This window comes from Streptomyces sp. SDT5-1 (assembly GCF_052245995.1).
GTDB lineage: Bacteria > Actinomycetota > Actinomycetes > Streptomycetales > Streptomycetaceae > Streptomyces.
Window position 1 is genome coordinate 3,985,387 of the sequence record NZ_CM125963.1, and the last position, 25,737, is coordinate 4,011,123.

Consider the following 25,737-nt stretch of genomic DNA (forward strand, 5'->3'; position numbering starts at 1 on the left):
CCCGGTGGGCCCCGCCGTCAGGACTTGCGCTTCTTCTTGGCCGGGTTGCCGGTGCGGCGCTTCGTGCGGCGCTCGTACTGCTCGCGGGCCGTCTCGTACTCCTCGCGGCGGAGCTTCTCGCCGGGGGCCTCGACGAGGCAGCGCAGCGCGTACGCCACCAGGACGCCGACGAAGCCGATGGCCATGAAGCCGCGCAGCGAGGCCTGCTTCTCGGGGTCGAGGCGCTCGGTGAAGCCGGTGCGGGTGCGGGCGAAGGCGAGCGCGCTGCACACGGCGAACATGACGACGAGCAGCACGTTCACGAGGGAGCCGACGTCGGCGATGGCCAGGCCCTCGTAGGCGAAGCGCAGGACGAAGCAGCCGGCGACGGCGAGGACGAGCGCGCCGATGCCGACGGCGGCGCGGCGCAGGCCGTAGTTCCCGCTGTGGTCGACCCAGGTCGTGCCGAAGAAGCGGATCTCCTCGGGCTGGGGCCCCGGGGTCGGGGAGGTGCTGGGGGTGCCGGTTTCGTCGCTCACGCCCTCGATTATCACCGGACGGCCCCGCCCGGCCCCGCCCCGGCTTCGCTCAGGCGCAGCGCGGGGCGACGTAGCCGTCGCTGCCCGTCTTCACGTAGCTGTCGGAGACGTACTCGCCGACGCCGATGTTGTCCCAGATCCTCGACGTGCCGTACGGGCCCGTGACCGTCTGGCCCGGCTTCTGGCAGAAGATCGGGACCTTCGCGCCGAGCGGCAGCACGCGCACCACGCGGTACTGGGTGCCGGGGCCGCTGCGCACGTTCACGTTGTAGCCCGGTGCCACCGGGAAGTACATCGCCGCTGCCGCCGCCTCCACGGACTGGGCGGGCTGTTCCTCGACTGCCATGACGGTGCCTCCCCCGTCGGGCCCGTACCGTTCAACGTTCATTGAGGGCCCGTTGAAATATGTGTGCTGAAATGTCGAACACGCAGGCTAGCAAGGCCCGTTCATCAGCCACGGGGGGCGTGGACATGCCGTCGCACAACAGCATCGGAACCGGTGCGGAAGCGGAACTTCCGGAGTACGCCGGGCACTATCGGCTCGAGGAGCGCCTCGGCGCGGGCGGCATGGGCGTCGTGCACCTGGCGCGTTCGGCGGCGGGGCTGCCGCTGGCGGTGAAGGTGGTGCACGCCGAGTTCGCGGAGGACCCCGAGTTCAGGGGGCGGTTCCGGCAGGAGGTGGCGGCGGCGCGGCGGGTCAGCGGGGCCTTCACGGCGCCGGTGGTGGACGCCGACCCGGAGGCCGAACGGCCGTGGATGGCCACGCTGTTCATTCCCGGACCCACGCTCGCCGAGCACGTGAAGCGGAACGGGCCGATGGAGGCCGCGCGGCTGCGGCACCTGACGGCGGGGCTCGCGGAGGCGCTGCGCGACATCCACCGGGCCGGGGTCGTGCACCGCGATCTGAAACCGAGCAATGTGCTGCTCGCCGAGGACAGCCCGAAGGTCATCGACTTCGGGATCTCGCGGCCCAAGGACAGCGAACTGCGCACGGAGACGGGCAAGTTGATCGGTACGCCGCCGTTCATGGCGCCCGAGCAGTTCCGGCGGCCCCGCGAGGTGGGTCCCGCGGCCGACGTGTTCGCGCTCGGCTCGCTGCTCGTGCATGCGGCGACGGGCCGCGGGCCGTTCGACTCCGACAGCCCCTACGTCGTGGCGTACCAGGTGGTGCACGACGAGCCGGACGTGTCGGGGGTGCCGGAGGAGCTCGCGCCGCTGGTGCTCGACTGTCTGGCGAAGGAGCCGGAGGACAGGCCGACGCCGGACGAGCTGATGGGGCGGCTGCGGCGGATCGCGGGGCGGTACGAGACACAGGTGTTCATTCCGGCGCAGCGGGGGCCGATCGAGCCGGTCGTCGAGGTGGCGGAGGAGCCGGCGGCCCCGGTCGTCGACGGCGGGGCACGGAAGCGGCGGCGCACACTGGCCGGCGTCGTCGGGGTGCTCGCGCTCGGGGGCGCGCTCACCGTGCCGTTCCTCGTGGACGGCGGCTCCGGGACCGGGACCCGTACGGCTCCCGCGGGCTCGCCCGGTGCGGCCTTCCGGCCGTGGCAGCGCGAGGTCGGCTCCGGTGCCGCGCCCGTCTGCGCGTACGGGGCCGGGAGCCTGAACTGCGCCGGGACCGGCACGCTCGCCGTGGCGGTCGACCCGCGGGACGGGTCCGTGCGGTGGCGGCGGAAGGCGGGCGGGGGCGACGGGGGCGGTGGCGTGACGGCGCCGGTGGTGTCGGGCGGGCTGGTGCAGGCGCTCGAACCGGACGGCTCCCGGCTCGTCGCCATGGACCCCGATACGGGCAGGACGCGGTGGTCGATGGATGTGTCGCGGTACCAGGGGCAGGTGCGGCAGGCGGCGGGGCGGGTGCTGCTCGCGGCGCCGGACGGCACGCTGAGCGCCGTTGACAGTGCGACCGGCAAGGCGCGGTGGCGGCATCGGCTGCCCGGATCCGCCGCGTCCCAGCCCGTACTCGCGGCCTTGGGCGGGGATCTCGTCTACGCGTCGACGCCCGCCGCCGACGGGACGAGCATGCTGATGAGCGCGGTCGACGCGCGAAGTGGCGCGGTGCGCTGGCAGCACGGTTCGCCTGGCACCCCGGTCGGGGTGTCCGACGGTCTCGTGTGGTGCCAGGAGCGCAACGCGTCCGACGAGACCGTCGCCCTGGTCGGCCACCGGCTCACGGACGGGTCGGTGGCACGCCGCGTACGGCTGTCCCTTGCGCTGCCCGCCGCGTCGGTGACGGTGCGCGGCGACCGGGCGTATCTGCTGGCGGCGGGCGGCGCGCTGGTGGCGCAGGACCTGGCGTCGGGCAAGCAGGTGTGGCGCTCGGAGACCTCGGTCAGTCAGGGTTCGGCGCCCGCCGTGGACCCCGCGTCCGACCGTGTGTACGTGATGGCCCCCGACGGACGGCTGCTCTCCGTGGACCGGCGGACCGGGGCCCCGGCCGGGCAGAGCAGCCCGCGTCCGGGCAAGCGCTCGGACCGGGTGGTGGCCGATCTCCGGACCCCGGTCGTGCACGACGGCCGGGTGTACGGAAGCGCTCCGGACGGCACCGTGTTCGGTGCCGTCACGGAATAGCGCCGGAGGGTCAGTCGAGCTTCGACACGTCGCGGACCGCGCCCTTGTCGGCGCTCGTGGCCATCGCGGCGTAGGCGCGGAGGGCGGCGGAGACCTTGCGTTCGCGGGACTTGGGGGCGTAGACGCCGCCCAGGGCCTCGCGGCGCGCGGCCAGTTCCTCGTCGCTGACCAGGAGTTCGATGCCGCGGTTCGGGATGTCGATGCGCACGCGGTCACCGTCCTGGACGAGCGCGATGGTGCCACCGGCGGCGGCCTCGGGCGAGGCGTGGCCGATGGACAGGCCCGACGTACCGCCGGAGAAGCGGCCGTCCGTGACGAGCGCGCAGGCCTTGCCGAGGCCGCGGCCCTTCAGGTACGAGGTCGGGTAGAGCATCTCCTGCATGCCGGGGCCGCCCTTGGGGCCCTCGTAGCGGATGACGACGACGTCGCCCTCCTTGACCTGCTTGAGGAGGATCTTCTCGACGGCCTCCTCCTGCGATTCGCAGACGACGGCCGGGCCCTCGAACGTCCAGATCGACTCGTCGACGCCGGCCGTCTTCACGACGCAGCCGTCCTCGGCGAGGTTGCCCTTGAGGACCGCGAGGCCGCCGTCCTTGGAGTACGCGTGGGCGACGTCGCGGATGCAGCCGTTCGCCGCGTCCGTGTCGAGGGTGTCCCAGCGCTCGGACTGCGAGAACGCCTCGGCGGAGCGCTTGCAGCCGGGGGCCGCGTGCCACAGCTCGTTCGCCTCGGCGGACGCCGAACCGCTGCGGATGTCCCAGGTGTCCAGCCACTCCTTCACGGACTTGGAGTGGACCGTGTGCACGTCCTCGTTGAGCAGACCGCCCCGGTACAGCTCGCCGAGCAGCGCGGGGATGCCGCCGGCCCGGTGCACGTCCTCCATGTAGTACGTGGTGGTGGGCGCGGCGTTCGGCGCGACCTTGGCCAGGCACGGGACGCGGCGCGAGACGGCGTCGATGTCGGCCAGGTCGTAGTCGACCTCGGCCTCACGGGCGGCGGCCAGCAGGTGCAGGATCGTGTTCGTGGAGCCGCCCATGGCGATGTCGAGCGCCATGGCGTTCTCGAACGCGGCGTGCGTCGCGATGTTGCGCGGCAGGACGGTCGCGTCGTCCTCGTCGTAGTACCGCTTGGCCAGCTCGACGACGGTGGCGCCCGCGCGCTCGTACAGCGCCTTGCGGGCGGTGTGCGTGGCGAGCACCGAACCGTTGCCCGGCAGGGAGAGGCCGATGGCCTCGGTCAGGCAGTTCATCGAGTTGGCGGTGAACATGCCGGAGCAGGAGCCGCAGGTCGGACAGGCGTTCTCCTCGATGCGGAGGATGTCCTCGTCCGACACGTTCTCGTTCACGGCGTCGCTGATCGCGTTGACCAGGTCGAGCTTGCGGACCGTGCCGTCGACGAGGGTCGCCTTGCCGGCCTCCATCGGGCCGCCGGAGACGAAGATCGTCGGGATGTTGAGGCGGAGCGCCGCCATCAGCATGCCGGGGGTGATCTTGTCGCAGTTCGAGATGCAGATCAGGGCGTCGGCGCAGTGCGCCTCGACCATGTACTCGACCGAGTCGGCGATCAGGTCGCGGGACGGCAGCGAGTACAGCATGCCGCCGTGGCCCATCGCGATGCCGTCGTCGACCGCGATCGTGTTGAACTCGCGGGCGATGCCGCCGGCCTCGGTGATCGCCTCGCTGACGATGCGGCCGACGGGCGCCAGGTGCGTGTGGCCGGGGACGAACTCGGTGAACGAGTTGGCGACCGCGATGATCGGCTTCCGGCCGATGTCCGCACCGGGTACACCGGAGGCGCGCATAAGGGCGCGGGCGCCCGCCATGTTGCGGCCGTGGGTGACTGTGCGGGACCTCAGCTCGGGCATCGTCGCTCGCTCCTTTGGGCGTACAAAGACTGTTTGTCGAGCCTACGCCGCCGATCCGCGCTCCGGACAGAGTGTCCGCATGACGGGACGGGCGTCTCACATGAGGTTCAGGGTCCGGTCAGGTGCAGCTGCACCACCGGGGCGATCCGGGCGATCACCCGCTCCGGGTCGGCGGAGGCCAGGGGCTCCACCTGCATCACGTAGCGGAGCATCGCCGTGCCCACCAGCTGGGCCGCCGCCAGCGTGACCCGCAGCTCGGCCTCGCCCTCGGGCAGGTCGACGCGCTGGGCGATCCGCGCCAGCATCCGGCTCGCGACGAGCCGGCGCAGGACGCTCGCGGCCACGTCGTTGTTCACGGCCGAGCGCAGGATCGCGAGGAGCGGGGCGCGGGTCGCGGGCGACTCCCACACGCCGAAGAAGAACCGGGTCATGCGCTCCCCCGCCTCCTCCAGCGGGCCCTCCTCCATGGCCGCGGGGGCCCGCAGCGCCGGGGCGAGCACCGTCTCGACCGACGCGGCGAACACCTGCTCCTTCGTACCGAAGTAGTGGTGGACCAGGGCCGAGTCCACGCCCGCGGACTTGGCGATGCCGCGCACCGACGCCTTGTCGTAGCCGCGGGCGGCGAACTCGTCGCGGGCCGCGTCGAGGATCTTGGCCCGGGTGTCGCCGCTCTCCGTACGGGAGGGACGGCCGCGGCGCCGCACCGGCTCGGTGGTCTCGCTCGTGTCGTTCATGAACGCGGCACCCGCGCCGCCGACGCCAGGTGCAGGCGAGCGAAGGCGAGGGCCTCGGCCAAGTCCGCCTCACGTTCGGCGCTGGACATGGCGCGGCGCGTGTTGACCTCGATGACGACGTGGCCGTCGAAACCGTTCACGGCGAGGCGGTCGAGGAGTTCGGCGCAGGGCTGGGTGCCGCGGCCTGGGACGAGGTGCTCGTCCTTGTTCGAGCCGTTGCCGTCGGCGAGGTGGACATGGCCGAGGCGGTCGCCCATGCGGTCGATCATCTGCATCGCGTCGGTGCGGGCGGTGGCGGTGTGGCTGAGGTCGACCGTGAAGTGCCGGTAGTCGTCCTTCGTCACGTCCCAGTCGGGGGCGTACGCGAGCATCTCGCGGTCCCGGTAGCGCCACGGGTACATGTTTTCGACGGCGAAGCGCACATCCGTCTCGTCGGCCATCCGCCAGACGCCCTGGACGAAGTCCCGGGCGTACTGGCGCTGCCAGCGGAACGGGGGGTGCACGACGACGGTCGACGCGCCGAGCTTCTCGGCGGCGGCCTTCGCGCGCTGGAGCTTCACCCACGGGTCCGTGGACCACACGCGCTGCGTGATCAGCAGACATGGCGCGTGGACGGCGAGGATCGGGATGCGGTGGTAGTCGGAGAGGCGGCGCAGGGCCTCTATGTCCTGGCTGACGGGGTCGGTCCAGACCATGACCTCAACGCCGTCGTAGCCCAGGCGCGCGGCGATCTCGAAGGCCGTCGCCGTCGACTCCGGGTAGACGGAGGCCGTCGACAGGGCGACCTTCGCATCCGGGATGCGCACCACTGGTTCTGCCACGGAGACAGGGTACGGCCCAGCCGTCCGCCGGGGGCGGCCCACCCTCGCGTCACGGGGCTCCGCATCCCCGCCCGCCCCGGCCGACCGACCGACCCGGTTCAGGGCGACGGGAGGTGGTCGAGGCGGCGGAGGATGACGCCCTCGCGGAGGGCCCAGGGGCAGATCTCCAGGGTTTCGACGCCGAAGAGGTCCATCGCGCCCTCCGCCACCAGCGCCCCGGCCAGGAGCTGGCCCGCGCGGCCCTCGGAGACGCCGGGGAGCTCGGAGCGTTCCTCCGTCGTCATCGCGGCGAGCTGCGGGACCCAGTCCTCGAGGGACTTGCGCTTCAACTCCCGCTGGACGTACAGCCCTTCCGCCGACCGCGCCGCTCCCGCGAGCCGTGCGAGCTGCTTGAAGGTCTTCGACGTGGCCACGACATGGTCCGGCGCCCCGAACCGGCTGAACTCGCCGACCGTGCGCGCGATCTGCGCCCGTACGTGCCGCCGCAGCGCCTTCACGTCGTCCGGATCCGCCGGGTCCCCGGGCAGCCACCCGGCCGTGAGCCGCCCCGCCCCGAGCGGCAGCGACACCGCCGCGTCGGGCTCCTCGTCGATGCCGTACGCGATCTCCAGGGAGCCGCCGCCGATGTCGAGGACGAGCAGCCGCCCCGCGGACCAGCCGAACCACCGCCGCGCCGCGAGGAACGTCAGCTTCGCCTCCTCCTCGCCGCTGAGCACGCGCAGTTCGACGCCCGTGGCCTCCTTCACGCGGGCGAGCACGTCGTCCGCGTTGCTGGCCTCGCGCACCGCCGACGTCGCGAACGGCAGCAGGTCCTCGACGCCCTTGTCCTCGGCCGCCTCCAGGGCCTCCGCGACCGTGCCGATCAGTCGGTCGACGCCGTCGGGGCCGATCGCCCCGTGCTCGTCGAGGAGTTGGGCGAGCCGCAGCTCCGCCTTGTGGGAGTGCGCGGGCAGCGGGCGGGCGCCGGGGTGCGCGTCCACCACGAGCAGATGGACCGTATTCGAACCCACGTCGAGGACACCGAGTCTCATATAAGGAACGCTACTGCTCCGGGCGGCGTGCCCGGCCCGGAAGGTCCTGTGGAAGACGTCACCGCCTTTACCCTGGAGCCGTGCCAAAGACGAAAAAGGCCAAGGCCGACAAGAGCGACAAGAAGAAGACGAAGTCGGCGAAGCCGGAGAAGGCGCTCCAGAAGCAGCGGAACGCGGCGGACGAGAAGCCCATCGACTTCCCGCGCGCATGGGTCGAGTTCCCTGACCCGGCGGACGACGAGCAGGTCTTCCGCTGCGATCTGACATGGCTCACCTCTCGTTGGAGCTGCATCTTCGGCAGCGGCTGCCAGGGCATCCAGGCGGGCCGCGCCGACGACGGCTGCTGCACGCTCGGCGCCCACTTCTCCGACGAGGACGACGAGAAGCGGGTGGCGGAGCACGTGGCCCGGCTCACGCCGGACATCTGGCAGCACCACGACGTGGGCGTCGAGACCGGCTGGGTGTCGACGGACGAGGACGGCGAGCGCCAGACCCGCCCGTACGAGGGCTCCTGCATCTTCCAGAACCGGCCGGGCTTCGCGGGCGGCGCGGGCTGCTCGCTGCACATCCTGGCGCTCAAGGAGGGCCGCGAGCCCCTGGAGACGAAGCCGGACGTCTGCTGGCAGCTGCCGATCCGCCGTACGTACGAGTGGATCGAGCGGCCCGACGACACCAAGGTGCTCCAGGTCTCGATCGGCGAGTACGACCGTCGCGGCTGGGGCCCCGGCGGCCACGACCTGCACTGGTGGTGCACGTCGGCGACCTCGGCGCACGGGGCGGGCGACCCGGTCTACGTCTCGTACGGTCCCGAGCTCACCGAGCTGATGGGCAAGGCCGGCTACGACAAGCTGGTCGAGCTGTGCGAGGAGCGGCTCGCGGCCGCCCCGAAGGGGCTGCCGCTGATCGCCCCGCACCCCGCCGACCCGGCGTAAGGAGGACATCGGGGGCCGGGGGCCTCAGGGCGTTCCCGAGGGGGAGCCCGAGCCCCCGGAGTCGGACGGCGAGGGCGAGTCGGACGGGGATCCCGAGTCGGTGGGCTCGGGGTCGCTCGGCGTCGGCGTGGGGCTCGGCGGCTCGCTCGTCGGGTCGGGCGAGGAGCGCGTCGGCGACGGCGTCGGCTGCGAGGGGGACGTCGGCACGGAGTGGGTGGGCGAGGGGCGGGTCGAACCGCCGCCGCCCGAGCCCGAACCCCCGTACCCGTCGAGGGAGATGACCGCGCCGGACGGGTCGATCCCGACGTGCGCCGTCCAGTGGCCGCGCGGCTCCCGGTAGTGGTCCACGTAGACGCTGATCGTGAGGGACTCGCCGGGCCGGAGCGTGCCGGACGACTGGCTCAGGTACAGCCAGGAGGCGTCCGTGGAGGCGGTCCAGTCGACGGGCGAGCGGCCGGACGCGGTCAGCGTGATCAGCGTCGCGTTGCCACTGGGCTGGGCCTCGACGGTGATGCGTCCCGGGCCGCGCCCCGCGTGCGCGGGCGGTGAGGTGACCTCCACGGAGACATCGGGCGAGCGGCTGCCCGCGGTGAAGCCGGGGTCGGGGCTCGTCCGCGCGTTCCCCGCGTTCTCGTACGCGCCTCCGGTGCGCTCGCCGTCGAGGTGGTCGGGGCCGCCGTCCTCGCTGGCGGTGACGGAGCGGCCGTCGGCGGCCTCGCCGGTCAGCGGTGCGCCACGGTAGGCCGCCCAGAGGGCGAGGACGGGGGCTGCGACCACGGTGGCGACGACCGTCGTCGTGACGGCGCGGGAGCGGAGCCGGTCGCGGCGGGCCGCCCGGTCCTTGGGGTCCATGGGGTAGCCGCGCCGGTCGAAGCGGGGGGCGCCGGGGTGCCGGCCGTGCATCGCGAAGTGCAGGGCGGGGCGCGGGGCCTCCACGAGGGGCAGCGCGGCGGGGGTGACGGAGGTGCCGGGCCAGGCGCGGGGCGCGGCGCGCTCGGCGGTGCGGCGGCAGCGCGGGCAGTCGTCGACGTGCCGGACCAGCTCGCGGCGCAGGGCGGCCGAGAGCAGCACCTGGTTGTCCCCGGTGAGGCGGGCGACGCTGGGGCAGTTGCCGGTCTCGACGACGGCGAGGGCGGCGCGGGTGCGCTCGACCTCGCAGGCCGCGGCGGCGAGCAGTTCGCGGGTGGCGGCGAGATCGCTGCCGAGGACGGCGGCGACCTCGCGCGGGGCCAGCTGGTGGCGCACGGCCAGCTCCAGGGCCTCGCGCTGCTCGGGGGTGGTGCCCGCGGCCTCGGGCCAGGCGAGCTGGGCGAGCTGCCGCCTGCGCTCCTCCTGGAGGAGGCCGTCCTGGGTCGTCCGGCCGCCGGGCTGCGTGTCCTGCCTGCGCCGATTGGCCTCGGCCAGTCGGCGCAGGCAGGACCAGCGGGCGAGCGCGTAGAGCCAGGCGCGGCGCTCGGCGGGAGAGTCGCCCGCGGGGGCGCGCGAGCCGCGGCGCTCGGCGAGCGCGAGGGCGTCGCCGAGTGCGGAGGTCGCCTCGTCGTGGTCGCAGAGGACGGAGAGGCAGTAGGTGAACAGGCCGTCCAGACAGGACTCGTAGCGGGCAGGCGGGCGCTGTGGGGCGTGCTGGCCCTGCCGCCGCGCTCCGGCGCGGTGCGCCCGGTGTGCGCCGGTGGTCTGTGTGGGAGTTTCCGGCCTGCTGCTCATCACCGTGCGACCGTAGGCTCAGCGCGCGGGGGCTTCCTCCCCCTTGAGCACATTTAATCCTTACGGGTGAAACGATCCCTCAAAAGAGGACAGGAAGCCGTCATTCCGTGGCCAGTACGGCTACGCGGGGCGACTTCGGGGGCCTCGGGACGGCTTCGGGGCGGCTTCGGAGAACGGCGGCACGGGCCGCGCCCGCCCACTGTCAGTCCTGCCCGCTACGGTTTCGTCCATGGCTGCCCGTACGAAGACCAAGGACCGTCCGTCCTACCGCTGCACCGAATGCGGCTGGCAGACGGCCAAGTGGCTGGGCCGCTGCCCGGAGTGCCAGGCCTGGGGGACGATCGACGAGTACGGCGCGCCCGCCGTGCGCACCACCACACCGGGCCGCGTCACGACGTCGGCGCTCCCCATCGGCCAGGTCGACGGCAAGCAGGCGACGGCCCGCTCCACCGGCGTGCCCGAGCTCGACCGGGTCCTCGGCGGCGGCCTGGTGCCCGGCGCCGTGGTGCTGGTCGCGGGCGAGCCCGGTGTCGGCAAGTCCACGCTGCTCCTGGACGTCGCGGCGAAGTCGGCGAGCGAGCAGCACAAGACGCTCTACGTCACGGGCGAGGAGTCGGCCTCCCAGGTGCGCCTGCGCGCGGACCGCATCCACGCCATCGACGACCATCTGTACCTGGCGGCCGAGACCGACCTCGGCACCGTGCTCGGCCATCTGGACGCGGTGAAGCCCTCGCTGCTGATCCTGGACTCCGTGCAGACCGTCGCGTCCGGCGAGATCGAGGGCGCGCCCGGCGGCATGGCCCAGGTCCGCGAGGTGGCGGGCGCCCTCATCCGCGCCTCCAAGGAGCGCGGCATGTCGACGCTCCTGGTCGGCCATGTCACCAAGGAGGGCGCCATCGCGGGCCCGCGCCTCCTGGAGCACCTGGTGGACGTGGTGCTGAACTTCGAGGGCGACCGGCACGCGCGCCTGCGCCTCGTACGCGGCGTCAAGAACCGGTACGGGACGACGGACGAGGTCGGCTGCTTCGAGCTGCACGACGAGGGCATCACGGGCCTCGCCGACCCCAGCGGCCTGTTCCTGACCCGGCGCGACGAGCCGGTGCCGGGCACCTGCCTGACCGTCACCCTGGAGGGCCGCCGCCCGCTGGTCGCCGAGGTCCAGGCGCTCACGGTGGACTCGCAGATCCCCTCGCCGCGGCGCACCACGTCCGGTCTGGAGACCTCCCGCGTCTCGATGATGCTGGCCGTGCTCGAACAGCGCGGGCGGATCAGCGCGTTGGGCAAGCGGGACATCTACTCCGCGACGGTGGGCGGCGTGAAGCTGTCCGAGCCCGCCGCCGACCTGGCCGTGGCGCTCGCCCTGGCCTCGGCGGCGAGCGACACCCCGCTGCCGAAGAACCTCGTGGCGATCGGCGAAGTGGGCCTCGCGGGCGAGGTCAGACGGGTCACGGGCGTGCAGCGGCGGCTCGCGGAGGCGCACCGGCTGGGCTTCACGCACGCCCTCGTACCGGCCGATCCGGGAAAGGTTCCGCCCGGTATGAAGGTCCTGGAAGTCGCCGATATGGGCGATGCTCTGCGGGTGCTGCCGAATAGCCGTCGCCGAGAGGCCCCACGGGAGCCGGAGCAGCGCCGGTAGACTTTGCCCTGGTCTCGCCCGTGCGTACGAAGCGCCGGTCGCAGGCCCCGAGCCCCAGGGCACCCCAAAGTCTGCGATCCGGAGGAGTGCAGTGGCAGCCAACGACCGGGCGGCAGCTCCCGGCAAGTCCGGCGGAAGCTCCGGCGCGGACAGTCTCATGCGCGCCGCACTGAGCGCCGTCGCGCCCGGAACCGGCCTGCGGGACGGCCTGGAGCGCATCCTCCGCGGCAACACCGGAGGCCTCATCGTCCTCGGCTCCGACAAGACGGTCGAGTCGATGTGCACGGGCGGCTTCATCCTCGACGTGGAGTTCACGGCCACCCGCCTGCGCGAGCTGTGCAAGCTCGACGGCGGCATCGTGGTCTCATCGAACCTGGACAAGATCCTGCGGGCCGGCGTCCAGCTGGTGCCGGACCCGACGATCCCCACCGAGGAGACCGGCACCCGGCACCGCACGGCTGACCGGGTCTCCAAGCAGGTCAACTACCCGGTCGTCTCGGTCTCCCAGTCGATGCGCCTGATCGCCCTGTACGTGGACGGTCAGCGCCGGGTCCTGGAGGACTCCGCGGCGATCCTGTCCCGGGCGAACCAGGCGCTGGCGACCCTCGAGCGCTACAAGCTGCGCCTCGACGAGGTGGCGGGCACGCTCTCCGCGCTGGAGATCGAGGATCTGGTCACGGTCCGGGACGTCTCGGCGGTCGCGCAGCGCCTGGAGATGGTGCGCCGCATCGCCACGGAAATCGCCGAGTACGTGGTGGAGTTGGGCACCGACGGACGCCTTCTGGCGCTTCAGCTCGACGAGTTGATCGCGGGCGTCGAGCCGGAGCGCGAGCTGGTCGCGCGGGACTACGTTCCCGAGCCCACGGCCAAGCGCTCCCGCACGGTCGCGGAGGCCCTCACCGAGCTCGACTCGCTCAGCCACGCGGAGCTGCTCGAACTGCCGACGGTGGCGCGGGCGCTCGGCTACACCGGCTCCCCCGAGGCGCTCGACTCGGCGGTCTCGCCGCGCGGGTTCCGGCTCCTCGCGAAGGTGCCGCGGCTGCCCGGGGCGATCATCGACCGCCTGGTGGAGCACTTCGGCGGCCTCCAGAAGCTGCTCGCCGCGAGCGTGGACGACCTGCAGACGGTCGACGGCGTGGGCGAGGCGCGGGCGCGGAGCGTCCGTGAGGGCCTGTCGCGGCTCGCGGAGTCGTCGATCCTCGAGCGGTACGTCTGACCCGGCCCGACCCGGCTCAGTCCTCCTTGAGGACGAACGACGTCTGCGCCTCCGGGAGTTGCGCCGCCTTCACCTCGACCAGGTAGGTGCCGGGACCGGCCGAGCCCGCCGACGGCGTGGCGCAGTGCGCGGCGCTCGGGCGCAGGTCCCACGTGAAGTCCCGCTGCACCGTGCCGCCCGCGGGGGCCCTCAGCACCATGCTGCCCGTGCCCGCGGGGCAGTCGTCGGACGCCCAGAACGGCTTGTCCGCCTCGGCCTTGGTGATCGTGACCACTGCGGTCTTCGGCCCGAGGTCGACCTTGCAGGACTTGTCCGCGGTGTTCTTGGCGACGAGCCGGAGCTTCGGCTTCTCGCCGGGCGCGTACGAGTTGTGGATGCTGCGCACCTTGAGGGTCACGGTGCCCGCCGTGCAGTCGGGGAGGCTGGAGCCCGCCGGGACCTGGTCGCCGGAGGACGTACCCGTGCTGTCCCCGCCACCGCCGCCGTCGCCGGAGTCGCCGCCCGCGGCGTCGTCCGAACCGCCGGACCCCGCGCCGGATCCCGACCCGGAGCCGGAGCCCGAGCCGTCACCACCGCCGCCCGACTCGTCGCGCCCGCCGGGGTGTTCGCTGATCGCGGGCCCCGTTCCGGAGGGTCCCGGCGTGATGGACTCGGTCGGCTTCTTGCCGCCGGAGCCGCCGGCGCCGTTGTTGCCGCCGCCCCCGCCCAGGTTGACGATCCATACGATCAGCAGCGCGAGCAGCGCCACGACGGACAGCAGAACAACCCTCCGTCGCCAATAGATGGAGGAGGGAAGCGGCCCGATCGGATTGCGCAGAGATCCCACGGCTCAAACCTTACGAGAGATCGGGCCGTTGTCCGGTCCCACCCGCCGCCTCGGGCATCAAGTTTTCCGGATCATCATCACGCTCGCCGCCCTGAAGTGACGGTCATGGGGTCATGCATACTGTCCGTCACCATGGGAACCATCGACTCCGACCTGTATCGCGGCATCCTCGACTTCGCCCACGACATGCCTTCGTGGGTCCAGCACCTCATGGAGGTCTGGACGGAACTCGGTCTGCTGCTGTTCGCCGTGCTCTTCGTCGTCGCCTGGTGGCGGGCCCGGCGCGGCGACCCGAGGGCGCTCGCCGTCGCGGTCCTGGCGCCGCTGGGCACCGCCGTGGCGTACGTGATCAGCGAGGTGGTCAAGTCGGGGATCGACGAGGAGCGGCCCTGCCGGGCCGTCTCCGGAGCGCTGGCCCCGCTGATCGACTGCCCGGCGTACGGCGACTGGTCGTTCCCGAGCAACCACGCGACGATCGCCGCCGCGGCGGCCGTGGGGCTCGCGCTGGCCTGGCCGAGGATCGGCTGGCTGACGGTTCCGATGGCGATCCTGATGGCGTTCTCGCGCGTCTTCGTGGGCGTGCACTACCCGCACGACGTCGCGGTGGGTCTGCTGCTCGGCACGGTTGTCGCCTTCCTCGTCGTACGACTCCTTGCACGGCCGGGGGCCCGGGTGGCGGAGGCGATGCGCGGGTCGGGGAACGGGCTGGTGCACTGGTTCGCGGGGCCCGGTCCCGCCGGGGCCGGGTACGGGGCGACGTCCGAGGGCCGTTCGCGGCGCGGCGCGCACCGGCGGTGACCGCCTCCGGGTGACAGGCCCGGCGGTGCCCACCGGAGCCCGCGGGCTCGCATGGCAGGATCGGAAGTGCCATGACTGCGCTCACTGAGAACCCCGAGAACACCGATCTCCACGCACCGGTCATCGACTGGTTCACCGAGCACGCCCGCGACCTGCCCTGGCGCCGCCCCGATGCCGGCCCCTGGGGCGTGATGGTCAGCGAGTTCATGCTCCAGCAGACTCCCGTGAGCCGGGTGCTGCCGGTGTACGAGCAGTGGCTCGCGCGCTGGCCGCGCCCCGCCGACCTCGCCGCCGAGGCGCCCGGCGAGGCGGTCCGCGCCTGGGGCAGGCTCGGCTACCCGCGCCGCGCGCTGCGGCTGCACGGCGCGGCCGTCGCCATAACGGAACGGCACGGCGGCGACGTCCCCACCCAGCACGCGCAGCTCCTCGCGCTGCCCGGCATCGGCGAGTACACGGCGGCGGCCGTGGCGTCGTTCGCGTACGGGCAGCGGCACGCGGTGCTCGACACGAACGTGCGGCGGGTCTTCGCGCGGGCCGTGGGCGGCGTGCAGTACCCGCCGAACGCGACGACCGCGGCCGAGCGGAAGCTGGCCAGGACGCTGCTGCCGGAGGAGGACGACACGGCCGCCAAGTGGGCCGCCGCCTCCATGGAGTTGGGCGCCCTGGTGTGCACCGCCAAGAACGAGGAGTGCCACCGCTGCCCCATCGCGGCGATGTGCGCGTGGCGGCTCGCGGGCAAGCCGGCGCACGAGGGCCCCGCGCGGCGCGGGCAGACGTACGCGGGCACCGACCGGCAGGTGCGCGGCAAGCTGCTCGCGGTGCTGCGGGAGGCCGACTCGCCGGTGCCGCAGGCGGCGCTCGACCGGGTGTGGGACGATCCGGTGCAGCGGGCGAGGGCCCTGGACGGTCTCGTCGACGACGGTCTGGTGGAGCCGCTCGCGGGTGGCCTCTACCGGCTGCCGATGGGCTGATCGCGGGCCGTTTTTAGGCCGCCCTTACTTTCGTTACACAACCGACGGACAGTCGTGCGTTCGCCGCCGTCCTGTGCGGACAGCGCCGTGACAACTCCTCCGTAACTTCTTCCTCGTAACCGCACAGGATCTGTGCGGACCACGGGGATGTGCGGGAAAGCGGGAGGCTGTTGATCATGGCGCACGGCGGTGAGGTGCTCGAGTTCGAGGAGTACGTGCGGACGCGGCAGGACGCTCTGCTGCGCAGCGCCCGGCGGCTGGTGCCCGACCCGGTCGACGCCCAGGACCTGCTGCAGACCGCGCTCGTGCGGACGTACGGGCGGTGGGACGGCATAGCGGACAAGCGCCTCGCCGACGCCTACCTGCGCCGCGTCATGATCAATACGCGGACCGAGTGGTGGCGCGCCCGCAAGCTGGAGGAAGTGCCCACCGAGCAGCTGCCGGAGTCCTCGATCGACGACTCGACGGAGCAGCACGCGGACCGCGCCCTGCTGATGGACGTCATGAAGGTGCTCGCTCCGAAGCAGCGCAGTGTCGTGGTGCTGCGACACTGGGAGCAGATGTCCACAGAGGAGACGGCCGCCGCTCTCGGAATGTCGGCCGGAACCGTGAAGAGCACGCTGCACCGGGCCCTTGCCCGGCTCCGTGAGGAGCTGGAGAAGCGGGACCGTGAGGAACTGGTGGCCCGCGCGCTCGAACGTGAGGAGCGGGAGCGTTGCGCGGCCTAGGCATACGTGCCGCCGGGATTCGTACGTCCCTGAGGCAGGGGCGTGCGTCCCTGTGTCGGGGGCGTGCGCTTCTGGTGCGGGGCATGAAGGCGGGGGGCGCGGTGATCGCCGGGCTCGCCGCCCTCGGGCTTTTCGCCGGGGCGCTCGCGGCGTGCTCCGCCGGGGGCACCGGCCCCCGCGACGAGGGCCCGGCGCGCTCGGACCCGGTCGGCTCCACGGCCGCCGCGAGCAGCGCGAGCCCCTCCCCCTCCGCCTCGCCGAGCGCCCCGAGTTCGGCCGCCGCGGTGCGGATGGTGAAGAAGGACCCGAAGGTCAGCGCCGACATCAAGCGCGACCTGAAGCCGTGCGTGGCCGACGAGTACCCGGTGGACGTGAGCTACGGGACGCTGACCGGCGGCTCCCGGAGCGACGTCGTGGTCAACGTGATGACCTGCGGAGACGCCGTCGGCATCGGCACGTACGTGTATCGCGACGAAGGCGGCACGTACAAGAATGTGTTCCGGGACGAGGAGCCCCCGGTGTACGCCGAGATCGACCGGGGTGATCTCGTGGTCACCAAGCAGGTGTACGAGAAGGGCGACTCGGTCGCGTCTCCGTCGGGCGAGGAGATCCTCACGTACCGGTGGAGCGGGAAGCACTTCGCCCAGCAGAGCCGCACGCACAACGACTACAGCAACGCGGTGGACGGAGAGAGCCCGGCGCCCTCGGACGGCGACGGCTGAGCCGCCCGGTGAGGGCCTACGTGGTGGAGGAGAGAACGGATGGGTGTCATGGGCGGTGAACGCAAGGGCGAGCCGACGCACGTCCTGTTCGTCGAGGACGACGACGTCATCCGCGAGGCCACCCAGCTCGCCCTGGAGCGCGACGGTTTCGCGGTGACCGCGATGCCGGACGGGCTCGCGGGCCTGGACGCGTTCCGCTCGAAGCGGCCGGACATCGCGCTGCTCGACGTGATGGTGCCGGGGCTCGACGGGGTCTCGCTGTGCCGCCGGATCCGCGACGAGTCGACGGTTCCGGTGATCATGCTGTCCGCGCGCGCCGACTCCATCGACGTGGTGCTCGGCCTGGAGGCGGGCGCCGACGACTATGTGACCAAGCCGTTCGACGGGGCGGTGCTCGTGGCCCGGATCCGTGCCGTGCTGCGTCGCTTCGGGCACGCGGGCGGCGCGGCGGCCCGGTCGGGCGCCGCCGACGAGGCCCCGGCGCCCGACCACGGGGCGCTGCGCTTCGGCGATCTGGAGATCGACACGGACGGCATGGAGGTCAGGAAGGCCGGGCAGCCGGTGGCCCTGACGCCCACCGAGATGCGCCTCCTCCTCGAGTTCTCCTCGGCGCCCGGCACGGTGCTCTCCCGCGACAAGCTCCTGGAGCGGGTCTGGGACTACGGCTGGGGCGGCGACACCCGCGTCGTCGACGTCCATGTGCAGCGGCTGCGCACGAAGATCGGCCAGGACCGCATCGAGACGGTCCGCGGCTTCGGCTACAAGCTCAAGGCCTGACCGGGCTGATGGGACAGCGCATATGAAGAGGGGGAAGGCTGCCCGCTCCTGGATCCCGCGCGGGCTGCGCACCGGTGTGCGCTGGAAGATCAGCGTCGCCATCGCCTTCGTGGGCGCCCTCGTCGCCGTGGCCCTCAGCCTCGTCGTGCACAACGCGGCCCGCGTCTCGATGCTGGACAACGCGCGGGACGTGCAGGACGAGCGGATCCAGTTCGTGCAGCGGCAGTACGAGGCGCGCGGTGGCAGCAATCTGCCCGTCGGCTTCAAGGTCGACGACCCGGCGCTCCCGCACGATCTGCGCCTGAAGGCCCGCGAGGGCCGGCGCGTCACCTACGTGTCGGAGTCGGCCAGCGGCGTCCCCGACATCTGGGCCGCGGTCCCGCTCAGCAACGGCGGGATCCTCTCCGTGCACACCCGGTTCGCCGACCGCAGCGCCACCGTGATGAAGGACCTCGACAAGGCGCTGCTCATCGGCTCGATCTCCGTCGTGCTCGGCGGCAGCGCGCTCGGCGTGCTCATCGGCGGCCAGCTCTCGCGGCGGCTCCGCAAGGCGGCGAGCGCGGCCCACGACGTCGCCGCGGGACAGAGCGACGTACAGGTGCGGCGGGCCATCGGCGGTGTCGTACGGGACGAGACGGACGATCTCGCGCAGGCCGTCGACGCGATGGCGGACGCGCTGAAGCAGCGGCTCGAGGCCGAGCGCCGGGTCACCGCGGACATCGCGCACGAGCTGCGCACCCCGGTCACCGGGCTGCTCACGGCCGCCGAGCTGCTGCCGCCCGGCCGGCCGAGCGAACTGGTCAAGGACCGTGCGCAGGCGATGCGGACGCTCGTCGAGGACGTACTGGAGGTGGCGCGGCTCGACAGCGCCGCCGAGCGGGCCGAGCTCCAGGACATCATGCTCGGCGAGTTCGTCGAGCGCCGCGTCGCGGCCCGCGCTGCCGAAGGGGTCACCGTGCGGGTGATACACGAGTCCGAGGTGACGACGGACCCGCGCCGCCTGGAGCGGATCCTGCTCAACCTGCTGGCCAACGCGGCGCGGCACGCCCGTCCGCCCATCGAGGTCAGCGTCGAGGGCCGGGTCCTTCGGGTCCGCGACCACGGGCCCGGCTTCCCGGAGGAGCTGCTCGAGGACGGGCCGAGCCGCTTCCGCACCGGCGCCGCGGACCGTGCGGGGCACGGGCACGGGCTCGGTCTGACGATCGCGGCGGGGCAGGCCCGGGTGCTCGGCGCACGCCTCACGTTCCGGAACATCCGCCCCCAGGGAGCGGACCACGGCGCCCCCGCCGAGGGCGCCGTGGCGGTGCTGTGGCTGCCGGAGCACGCTCCGACGAACACCGGGAGCTTTCCGATGGTGCGGCTGCCCGACTAGGCGGCGGGCTCGGCGGCGGCCACCTTGTCCGCGGGCTCCTCGTCCTTCGGGCCCGCGCCCCTCAGCATGACCTCCTTGACGAAGACCGCCGCAACGAGGGCGACAAGGGCGACGATCGAGCCGAGCAGGAACGCCGAGTGCGTGCCGGACGAGACGGCGTACTGGTACGCGTCCCTGGCCTGTGCCGGAAGCTTCGCGAGGCTCGCCGCGTCCAGCTGCGCCGACTGCTCGGTGATCTTCCCGCCGAGCGCCCCGGCCCGCTCCGCCATGACGTCCTGCACCCGGTTGTTGAACAGCGCGCCCATGATGGCGACGCCGAACGAGGAGCCGAGCGTACGGAACAGGGTCGTCGACGAGGACGCGACGCCCATGTCCTTCATCTCGACGCTGTTCTGCGCGACCAGCATCGTGATCTGCATCAGGCAGCCCATGCCCGCGCCGAGCACGGCCATGTAGAGCCCGGACGTGAACCGCGAGGTCCCGGTGTCCATCTGCGCGAGCAGGAAGAGCCCGACGATCATCAGCACGCTGCCGACCACGGGGAACACCTTGTACTTGCCGGTGTTGGTGGTGACCCGTCCCGCGATCAGCGAGACGACCATCATCGCGAGCAGCATCGGAAGGAGCAGCAGACCGGAGTTGGTCGCGGACGCGCCCTGCACGGACTGCTGGTACAGCGGGAGGAAGAGCACCGCGCCGAACATCACGAAGCCGGTGATGAAGCCGATGACGGACATCAGCGTGAAGTTCCGGCTGCGGAAGATGTGCAGCGGCACGATCGGCTCGGCGGCCTTGGTCTGCCAGAACACGAACCCGACGAGCGCGGCGACGCCGATCCCGATCAGCTCCATGATCACGGCGGAATCCCAGGCGTACTCGGTCCCGCCCCACGTGGTGACGAGCACGATCGAGGTGATGCCGACGGTCAGCAGCGCGGCGCCGAAGTAGTCGACGGAGTGCGAGGCCCGCTTCTTCGGCAGGTGCAGGACCGCGGTGATCGCCACGAGGGCGACGATGCCGAGCGGCACGTTGATGTAGAAGGCCCAGCGCCAGCCGAGGTGGTCGGTGAGGGTGCCGCCGACGAGCGGTCCGCCGATCATGGCGAGCGCCATCACGCCGGCCATCATGCCCTGGTACTTGCCGCGCTCACGGGGCGGGATCAGATCGCCGATGATGGCCATGACGCCGACCATCAGCCCGCCCGCGCCGAGGCCCTGCACGGCACGGAAGCCGATCAGCTGGCCCATGTCCTGGGCCATTCCGCTGAGCACGGAGCCGAGCAGGAAGATCACGATGGAGGTCAGGAAGGCGCCCTTCCTGCCGTACATGTCGCCGATCTTGCCCCAGATCGGGGTGGAGGCGGCGGTCGCGAGGGTGTACGCGGTGACGACCCACGACAGGTGTTCGAGCCCGCCCAGCTCGCCGACGATGGTGGGCATCGCGGTGCCCACGATCATGTTGTCGAGCATGGCGAGCAGCATGGCGAGCATCAGCGCGAGCAGCACGACCCGCACGCTGCGCGGCTGCTTCGCCGGTTTCTGCTCCACTGTGACGGGCTGCGCCGCTGCCTGTGTCATGGTCCCCACTCCCCCTGCGTCACCCGGGACTTACTTGTCGCCCGGCTAGTTACCTACAATGGGGAAAGTAGAGCGCCAACTAGCCGGGCGTCAAGTAAGTTTTTCTCAAAGGGCACGAAGGGCAGCAGCCGATGGTCACGGGCAGCAGCAAGCCGCAGCAGCGCCGCGGGGACACCCGCCAGCGGATCCAGGACGTGACCTTGGAACTCATCGCGGAGCAGGGCTACGAGAAGACGTCCCTGCGGGAGATCTCCGAGCGCCTCGGTGTGACCAAGGCCGCGCTCTACTACCACTTCAAGACCAAGGAAGACATCGTCGTCAGCCTCTTCACGGACCTGATGAAGCCGATCGACGACGTGATCACCTGGGCGGCCGAGCAGCCTCCGGAGCTGGAGGCCAAGCTGGAGATCCTCTCCCGCTACTCCAGCGCGCTGGCCGACGCCGCCCCGCTCTTCCGCTTCATGCAGGAGAACCAGGCGACGATGCGCGAGCTGAGCATCGGCGAGAACTTCAAGGAGCGGATGACGTCGCTGCTCGACCACCTGCTGCCCGAGGACGTCTCGCTGACCGACCGGGTCCGCTGCCTCAGCGCGCTGATCTCGATGCACGCCGGCATGTTCATCCTCAGGGACGTCGAAGGCGACCCCGAGGAGAAGCGCAAGGCCATCCTCGAGGTCGCCTCCGACCTGGTCACCCGGGCCCATCACGGCTGAGGGGCCCGCGGCACGCACCGTCAGACGTGCACGCCCTCCTTCTTCAGGAAGTTCACCGGGTTCACGGCCGAGCCGTAGTCCGGCGTCGTACGGATCTCGAAGTGCAGGTGCGGGCCGCTGGAGTTGCCGGTGTTGCCGGACTTCGCGATGTGGGAGCCCGTGCCGACCTTGTCGCCGACCTTCACGTCGATCCGGGACAGGTGGGCGTACTGCGAGTACGTGCCGTTGCTGTGCTTGATGACGATGGCGTTGCCGTAGGCGGGGCCGTCGCCCGCGCCGTTGCCGCCGGCCTTGACGACGGTGCCGCCGTGCACGGCGGAGACGTCGGTGCCGATCGGCACGGCGAAGTCCTGGCCGGAGTGGTGGCCGCTGGCCCACATGTGGCCGCCCTGCGAGAAGCCGGCGGACAGCTCGTAGTGCTCGACCGGGTCGATCCAGGACTTGGCCTTCTTCTCGGCGGCCGCCTTCTTCTTCGCCGCGGCCTCCTTCTCGGCCTTCTCGGCCTTCGCGGCCTTGTCGGCGGCCTTCGCCTGGGCGGTGGCCTGGGCCTTCACGGAGCTGGCTGCGATACCGGGGAGCGCCGCGGTGTCTGCCGAGTCGGCGACCGCGGCCCCGGTCCCGAGCAGCGCCGAGACACCGAATCCGGCGGCCACGACGGCAGCCCGCTTGCGGAGCATCGGCGTGCTGGAACGGTGGGACTGGGTGCGCTTCGACATGCGGGGGGACCTCTCGAAGGGGGACATGAGGGGACCCGGCGCACTGCCTCGTGCTGCCGGGTCGGCCATCCCTTGGTAACCCCGCCCCCCATCGCCGCCCAAAACCGTCATCTACGACATGTCCTCGTAGTCCACCCCGGACGATCACGCCGCACGGACCCTCGCGGAACCGGACCGAAGGTCGTCCGTTTTATGGCCTCATCCTGGGTTTAACCCCACTTCATCGCCGTACGCCCGGGCCGCGCACGCCCGCCGACGGCACCTTTCCAGCCAAACGGACAATTCACCGGAACCCATCGACTGTGTAACGAGAGGCGCGAACCGCCTCTCTCTCACTATTTCCGTTAGTACGTGACGCACGTCCTGTGCGACAAGTCACCGGAGGGCAAGATCCAACCCCTTCCGGATGTGACCGGGGCTACGCTCCCGAGGCATGGATCCCGCTGCCCTCGGCACCCGTCTGGCCGCGAGCGCCGTCGCCCCGGCGCTCAGGAAACTCCTCGTCCGGGAGGGCCCGGGCGCGGGCCTCACCGACAGGCCGGTCCGGATCTCGGGCCTGGTCTCCTTCCGCGGCGAGAAGCGCACCCTCACGGAGGCCGACCTCGAACGGCTCGCCCGCAAGCTGGTCGATGCGGCCGTCACCGGGCCCGGCGAGCCCCCGTTCCCGTACGAGGAGACGGAGCCGGTCGTCCTCGCCCTGGCCCGCACCCTGCACGCGCTGGGCGATCTGGCCATGGACGAGGTGCAGGCGGTGCGGCTCGGTCCGCGCGCCCTCGCGGACGCCCTGCGCCGCGCGGCCCCCGCACCGGAGCTCTCGGCCGACGCGACGTACTTCCTCGCCTCGCTCACCGAGTGGGCCTGCCTGCACATCCTGCACTTCTTCACGCAGCGCTCCACGTTCGTGGCGCGGACGCTGGTGGAGCAGAGCAGGGGCCAGGCCGAGCTCCTCGCGAGGACGGACGCCCTGATCGCCCGCACACCGCCCGCCGACGCGGCCGACACCGCCTTCGAGCGGCGCTACGCCCGGTACGTCGCCGACCGGCACCGGCATCTGACCATCTACGGCATCGACCTGCGCGACTCCCCCGAGCGCTGGCCCCTGGACGTGGCGTATCTGAGCCTGGAGGCGACCGCGGCGCGGACCGAGACCTTCGACGCGGCGCCCGACGAGAGCCCGGCGACCGTCCGGTTCCGCGCCGAGGACGCGTTCGCCGCGGGCGGCGGCGAGCGAGTGCTGCTGCGCGGCGAAGCCGGATCCGGCAAGACGACCTTGATCCAGTGGCTGGCGACCCGCGCCGCGGCGGAAGGCGACCGGGTTCCGTTCGTGCTGCCGCTGCGCACCCTGGCCGCCGGGCCGCTGCCCGCGCCCGACGCCTTCCTGACGGCGGTCTCCTGCCCGCTGGGCGCGCCCGCGGGATGGGCCGAGCGCGTACTGACCGCCTCCCGCGCCCTGATCCTCGTCGACGGCCTCGACGAGATCCCCACGGCCGAGCGGAACCGGGTGCGGGACTGGCTGCTCGCCCTCGTCGACGCGTATCCGGGCAACCGCTGGCTGCTGACCTCGCGCCCCACCGCCGTACGTCCCGCCTGGCTCGCCGACCACGACTTCCGCGAGGTGCAGCTGCCGCCGATGCGGCCCGCCGACGTCGCCACGTTCGTGCACCGCTGGCACACGGCCGCCGACGCACTCCCGTACGAGGCCGCGCTCCTCGACTCCCTGCGCACCAAGAGGGATTTGGCGCGCCTCGCCACCAACCCCCTGATGTGCGGCCTGATCTGCGCCCTGCACCGTGAGCGGCGCGGCTATCTGCCCACCGGGCGCAAGGAGTTGTACGACGCCGCGCTCACGATGCTGCTGCACCGGCGCGACCGGGAGCGCGGCATGGCCGTGCCCGAACTCGCCGAGGAGGCTCAGCTCGACCTCCTCCAGCACCTCGCGTACGCCCTGGTCCTCAGCGGCCGCACCGAGATGAGCCGCGAGCACGCGATCGGCGCGCTGGAGCGGCGGCTGCCCGCGGTGGCCGCCGCGGCGGCGCACGGCGACGCGGCGACCGTCCTGCACACCCTGCTGCTCCGCAGCGGCCTGCTGCGCGAACCCGCCCCCGACACGGTCGACTTCGGCCACCGCACCTTCCAGGACTACCTCGCCGCCCGCTACGCCGTGGAGGAGGGCCACGCCCTCCCGTTCGTGCAGCGCCTCGCCGATGACCCGCAGGGCGAGGACGCGATCCGGATGGCCGTCGCCCACGCCCGCCCCGGCGAACGCGCCCAGCTGCTGCGCGAGTTGCTGGCGCCCGACCGGCCGCGACTCACGCTCCTCGCCCTGGCCTCCCTGGAGCACGCGACGGCCCTCGACCCGGCGGTCCGCGCCGAGGTGGAGCACCGGGCCGCCGCCCTGATCCCGCCGCGCACCACCCAGGACGCGAAGAAGCTGGCCGAGGCGGGGCCGCTGGTCCTGGAGCTGCTGCCGCACCCGGACGGTCTCGACGACGACGCGGCCCACGGTGTCGCGGTGACCGCATCGCTCCTCGGGGGCCTGGAACCGGCGGGCGCGCTGGGTGTTCTGCGCCGACTGCGCGGTCACCCGTCGCTGAAGGTGCGGCGCCAGCTCGCGGGCACCTGGAGCCGGTTCCCCACCGAGGAGTACGCGGCCGAGGTCCTGGACCACCTGGTGCGCAGCGGCCTGCTCATCACCTGCGAGACCGCGGAGCAGCGCGCCGCCCTGGCCGGGATGCGGCCCTGGAAGCGCCTGGAGTTCCGCGGCCCGCACGCGCCGCGCGACGTGATCGACGCGGTTCCCGACCCAGGCGCCGTCCGGCTCGTCTACTTCCAGGACAACCCGCTGGCCGGGGATCTCGGCGCCCTGACCGCGTTCCCGGCCCTGTCCGGGCTGTGGGTGGCGGGCTGCCCTGCCGCCCACGGGCTCGGCTCGCTCGCCGGTCTGCCGCTGGTCGACCTCACGTACGGGCACAGTGACGTCACGGGCCTGTCCGCCCTGAACTCGCTGCGCCGACTGTCCCTCAACGGGGAGATCACGGTCGACTCGCTCGCTGACGCACTGCCGACCGGGGCCCCACTGGAGTACCTGTTCCTGGGCGGCGACGCCACCCGCGACGCCGGCCTGCGAGGCCTCGACGCCTGGCCCACGCTGACCACGCTGAGCCTCGGCCGGCTCACGGCCGCGCCGACCGCCGACGACTGGCGCCACGTCACCGGACTCCCCGCCCTGACACACCTCTACGTGAACCAGGTCCTCTTCACCGACCACCGCGATTCCATCGAGGCCCTGCCCGAACTCCCCGGCATCGAGACGCTGCGCCTCGCCGGTCTGCTCTGCACCGAGAACCTGGGCCCCCTCCCGCACCGCCTGCCCGGCCTACGCGAGGTGGTCCTCCAGACGGCGCCCGGCGCCACGCTCCCGTACGAGCGCTACGCCCGCCTCTTCCCGGACGCCGAGGTCACCGTCGACCAGCGCTGAACGCGAAAACGGGTGGGCCCGAGCCGTTCCCTCAG

Annotated in this window: 22 protein-coding genes; 12 read left to right on the forward strand and 10 right to left on the reverse strand. The window is 72.4% G+C overall.

What is annotated here, in order from left to right:
• Window positions 1-17: 17 nt before the first annotated feature.
• Window positions 18-518 (reverse strand): EamA/RhaT family transporter, encoded by a 501-nt coding sequence (locus ACTWJ8_RS18385; RefSeq protein WP_356389651.1) that lies wholly within the window; start codon window positions 516-518, stop codon window positions 18-20.
• Between the two features lie 49 nt (window positions 519-567).
• Complete coding sequence (locus ACTWJ8_RS18390; RefSeq protein WP_356389653.1) at window positions 568-864, reverse strand: SH3 domain-containing protein; 297 nt, start codon at window positions 862-864, stop codon at window positions 568-570.
• Window positions 865-989: 125 nt separating this feature from the next.
• Here ACTWJ8_RS18390 and ACTWJ8_RS18395 point away from each other — a divergent pair, with 125 nt between their 5' ends.
• The gene (locus tag ACTWJ8_RS18395) at window positions 990-3,086 is read left to right on the forward strand and encodes a protein kinase domain-containing protein (protein WP_443264549.1); all 2,097 of its coding nucleotides are present in this window, start codon (window positions 990-992) and stop codon (window positions 3,084-3,086) included.
• A gap of 10 nt (window positions 3,087-3,096) precedes the next feature.
• Here ACTWJ8_RS18395 and ilvD read toward each other — a convergent pair whose 3' ends face one another.
• From ilvD to ACTWJ8_RS18415, 4 genes are all read right to left on the reverse strand, one after another.
• Entirely contained in the window at window positions 3,097-4,950 is a 1,854-nt protein-coding gene (gene ilvD / locus ACTWJ8_RS18400; RefSeq protein WP_356389657.1) for a dihydroxy-acid dehydratase, read from the reverse strand.
• A 107-nt stretch (window positions 4,951-5,057) separates the two neighbouring features.
• On the reverse strand, window positions 5,058-5,684 hold the full coding sequence (locus ACTWJ8_RS18405; RefSeq protein ID WP_356389659.1) for a TetR/AcrR family transcriptional regulator: 627 nt from the start codon (window positions 5,682-5,684) through the stop codon (window positions 5,058-5,060).
• A complete protein-coding gene (locus tag ACTWJ8_RS18410; protein WP_356389661.1) occupies window positions 5,681-6,505 on the reverse strand; it encodes a sugar phosphate isomerase/epimerase family protein in 825 nt (274 codons plus the stop codon). Before ACTWJ8_RS18410 ends, ACTWJ8_RS18405 begins: the two co-directional genes overlap by 4 nt.
• Window positions 6,506-6,603: 98 nt before the next feature.
• Complete coding sequence (locus ACTWJ8_RS18415) at window positions 6,604-7,536, reverse strand: Ppx/GppA phosphatase family protein (RefSeq protein ID WP_356389663.1); 933 nt, start codon at window positions 7,534-7,536, stop codon at window positions 6,604-6,606.
• Between the two features lie 80 nt (window positions 7,537-7,616).
• Here ACTWJ8_RS18415 and ACTWJ8_RS18420 point away from each other — a divergent pair, with 80 nt between their 5' ends.
• Entirely contained in the window at window positions 7,617-8,468 is an 852-nt protein-coding gene (locus ACTWJ8_RS18420) for a hypothetical protein (RefSeq protein WP_443264551.1), read from the forward strand.
• A gap of 24 nt (window positions 8,469-8,492) precedes the next feature.
• On the opposite strand, the gene ACTWJ8_RS18425 is transcribed toward ACTWJ8_RS18420, so the two are convergent.
• Complete coding sequence (locus tag ACTWJ8_RS18425; RefSeq protein ID WP_356389667.1) at window positions 8,493-10,175, reverse strand: BACON domain-containing protein; 1,683 nt, start codon at window positions 10,173-10,175, stop codon at window positions 8,493-8,495.
• A gap of 226 nt (window positions 10,176-10,401) precedes the next feature.
• On the opposite strand from ACTWJ8_RS18425, the gene radA reads away from it, so the two are divergent.
• Both radA and disA read left to right on the forward strand, forming a co-directional pair.
• Complete coding sequence (gene radA / locus ACTWJ8_RS18430) at window positions 10,402-11,808, forward strand: DNA repair protein RadA (RefSeq protein WP_443264553.1); 1,407 nt, start codon at window positions 10,402-10,404, stop codon at window positions 11,806-11,808.
• A 91-nt stretch (window positions 11,809-11,899) separates the two neighbouring features.
• Entirely contained in the window at window positions 11,900-13,024 is a 1,125-nt protein-coding gene (gene disA / locus ACTWJ8_RS18435; protein WP_356389671.1) for a DNA integrity scanning diadenylate cyclase DisA, read from the forward strand.
• A gap of 16 nt (window positions 13,025-13,040) precedes the next feature.
• On the opposite strand, the gene ACTWJ8_RS18440 is transcribed toward disA, so the two are convergent.
• Window positions 13,041-13,850 carry a hypothetical protein gene (locus tag ACTWJ8_RS18440; protein ID WP_443264554.1) on the reverse strand — a complete coding sequence of 270 codons (810 nt, stop codon included), beginning with the start codon at window positions 13,848-13,850 and terminating at the stop codon, window positions 13,041-13,043.
• A gap of 132 nt (window positions 13,851-13,982) precedes the next feature.
• Between ACTWJ8_RS18440 and ACTWJ8_RS18445 the strand changes: the two genes are divergently transcribed.
• The 6 genes from ACTWJ8_RS18445 (at window position 13,983) to cseC (ending at window position 19,218) form a co-directional block, all read left to right on the forward strand.
• Window positions 13,983-14,648 carry a phosphatase PAP2 family protein gene (locus ACTWJ8_RS18445; RefSeq protein WP_356389675.1) on the forward strand — a complete coding sequence of 222 codons (666 nt, stop codon included), beginning with the start codon at window positions 13,983-13,985 and terminating at the stop codon, window positions 14,646-14,648.
• A gap of 71 nt (window positions 14,649-14,719) precedes the next feature.
• Window positions 14,720-15,619, forward strand: a complete 900-nt coding sequence (locus ACTWJ8_RS18450; protein WP_356389677.1) for an A/G-specific adenine glycosylase — start codon at window positions 14,720-14,722, stop codon at window positions 15,617-15,619.
• A gap of 176 nt (window positions 15,620-15,795) precedes the next feature.
• A complete protein-coding gene (locus ACTWJ8_RS18455; protein WP_356389679.1) occupies window positions 15,796-16,347 on the forward strand; it encodes a SigE family RNA polymerase sigma factor in 552 nt (183 codons plus the stop codon).
• An 83-nt stretch (window positions 16,348-16,430) separates the two neighbouring features.
• Window positions 16,431-17,069 (forward strand): hypothetical protein, encoded by a 639-nt coding sequence (locus ACTWJ8_RS18460; RefSeq protein WP_356389681.1) that lies wholly within the window; start codon window positions 16,431-16,433, stop codon window positions 17,067-17,069.
• 48 nt (window positions 17,070-17,117) lie between these two features.
• Entirely contained in the window at window positions 17,118-17,846 is a 729-nt protein-coding gene (cseB, locus tag ACTWJ8_RS18465; RefSeq protein WP_356389683.1) for a two-component system response regulator CseB, read from the forward strand.
• A gap of 22 nt (window positions 17,847-17,868) precedes the next feature.
• Window positions 17,869-19,218 (forward strand): two-component system sensor histidine kinase CseC, encoded by a 1,350-nt coding sequence (gene cseC / locus ACTWJ8_RS18470; RefSeq protein WP_443264556.1) that lies wholly within the window; start codon window positions 17,869-17,871, stop codon window positions 19,216-19,218.
• Here the strand turns inward: cseC and ACTWJ8_RS18475 are convergent.
• Window positions 19,215-20,795 carry an MDR family MFS transporter gene (locus tag ACTWJ8_RS18475; RefSeq protein WP_443264558.1) on the reverse strand — a complete coding sequence of 527 codons (1,581 nt, stop codon included), beginning with the start codon at window positions 20,793-20,795 and terminating at the stop codon, window positions 19,215-19,217. The two genes, cseC and ACTWJ8_RS18475, sit on opposite strands and share 4 nt — an antisense overlap.
• A gap of 131 nt (window positions 20,796-20,926) precedes the next feature.
• Between ACTWJ8_RS18475 and ACTWJ8_RS18480 the strand changes: the two genes are divergently transcribed.
• Window positions 20,927-21,508 (forward strand): TetR/AcrR family transcriptional regulator, encoded by a 582-nt coding sequence (locus ACTWJ8_RS18480; protein ID WP_356389689.1) that lies wholly within the window; start codon window positions 20,927-20,929, stop codon window positions 21,506-21,508.
• Between the two features lie 20 nt (window positions 21,509-21,528).
• Here ACTWJ8_RS18480 and ACTWJ8_RS18485 read toward each other — a convergent pair whose 3' ends face one another.
• Entirely contained in the window at window positions 21,529-22,224 is a 696-nt protein-coding gene (locus tag ACTWJ8_RS18485; RefSeq protein WP_356389691.1) for a M23 family metallopeptidase, read from the reverse strand.
• 433 nt (window positions 22,225-22,657) lie between these two features.
• On the opposite strand from ACTWJ8_RS18485, the gene ACTWJ8_RS18490 reads away from it, so the two are divergent.
• Window positions 22,658-25,702, forward strand: a complete 3,045-nt coding sequence (locus ACTWJ8_RS18490; RefSeq protein ID WP_443264559.1) for an NACHT domain-containing protein — start codon at window positions 22,658-22,660, stop codon at window positions 25,700-25,702.
• Window positions 25,703-25,737 lie beyond the last annotated feature (35 nt).

Coding starts and splice junctions, on each gene's coding strand:
- ACTWJ8_RS18390 (WP_356389653.1), bottom strand. CDS start 864: ATGGCAGTCGAGGAACAGCCCGCCCAGTCCGTGGAGGCGGCGGCAGCG.
- ACTWJ8_RS18395 (WP_443264549.1), top strand. CDS start 990: ATGCCGTCGCACAACAGCATCGGAACCGGTGCGGAAGCGGAACTTCCG.
- ilvD (WP_356389657.1), bottom strand. CDS start 4,950: ATGCCCGAGCTGAGGTCCCGCACAGTCACCCACGGCCGCAACATGGCG.
- ACTWJ8_RS18405 (WP_356389659.1), bottom strand. CDS start 5,684: ATGAACGACACGAGCGAGACCACCGAGCCGGTGCGGCGCCGCGGCCGT.
- ACTWJ8_RS18415 (WP_356389663.1), bottom strand. CDS start 7,536: ATGAGACTCGGTGTCCTCGACGTGGGTTCGAATACGGTCCATCTGCTC.
- radA (WP_443264553.1), top strand. CDS start 10,402: ATGGCTGCCCGTACGAAGACCAAGGACCGTCCGTCCTACCGCTGCACC.
- ACTWJ8_RS18445 (WP_356389675.1), top strand. CDS start 13,983: ATGGGAACCATCGACTCCGACCTGTATCGCGGCATCCTCGACTTCGCC.
- ACTWJ8_RS18450 (WP_356389677.1), top strand. CDS start 14,720: ATGACTGCGCTCACTGAGAACCCCGAGAACACCGATCTCCACGCACCG.
- ACTWJ8_RS18455 (WP_356389679.1), top strand. CDS start 15,796: ATGGCGCACGGCGGTGAGGTGCTCGAGTTCGAGGAGTACGTGCGGACG.
- ACTWJ8_RS18460 (WP_356389681.1), top strand. CDS start 16,431: ATGAAGGCGGGGGGCGCGGTGATCGCCGGGCTCGCCGCCCTCGGGCTT.
- cseB (WP_356389683.1), top strand. CDS start 17,118: ATGGGCGGTGAACGCAAGGGCGAGCCGACGCACGTCCTGTTCGTCGAG.
- cseC (WP_443264556.1), top strand. CDS start 17,869: ATGAAGAGGGGGAAGGCTGCCCGCTCCTGGATCCCGCGCGGGCTGCGC.
- ACTWJ8_RS18475 (WP_443264558.1), bottom strand. CDS start 20,795: ATGACACAGGCAGCGGCGCAGCCCGTCACAGTGGAGCAGAAACCGGCG.
- ACTWJ8_RS18480 (WP_356389689.1), top strand. CDS start 20,927: ATGGTCACGGGCAGCAGCAAGCCGCAGCAGCGCCGCGGGGACACCCGC.
- ACTWJ8_RS18485 (WP_356389691.1), bottom strand. CDS start 22,224: ATGTCGAAGCGCACCCAGTCCCACCGTTCCAGCACGCCGATGCTCCGC.
- ACTWJ8_RS18490 (WP_443264559.1), top strand. CDS start 22,658: ATGGATCCCGCTGCCCTCGGCACCCGTCTGGCCGCGAGCGCCGTCGCC.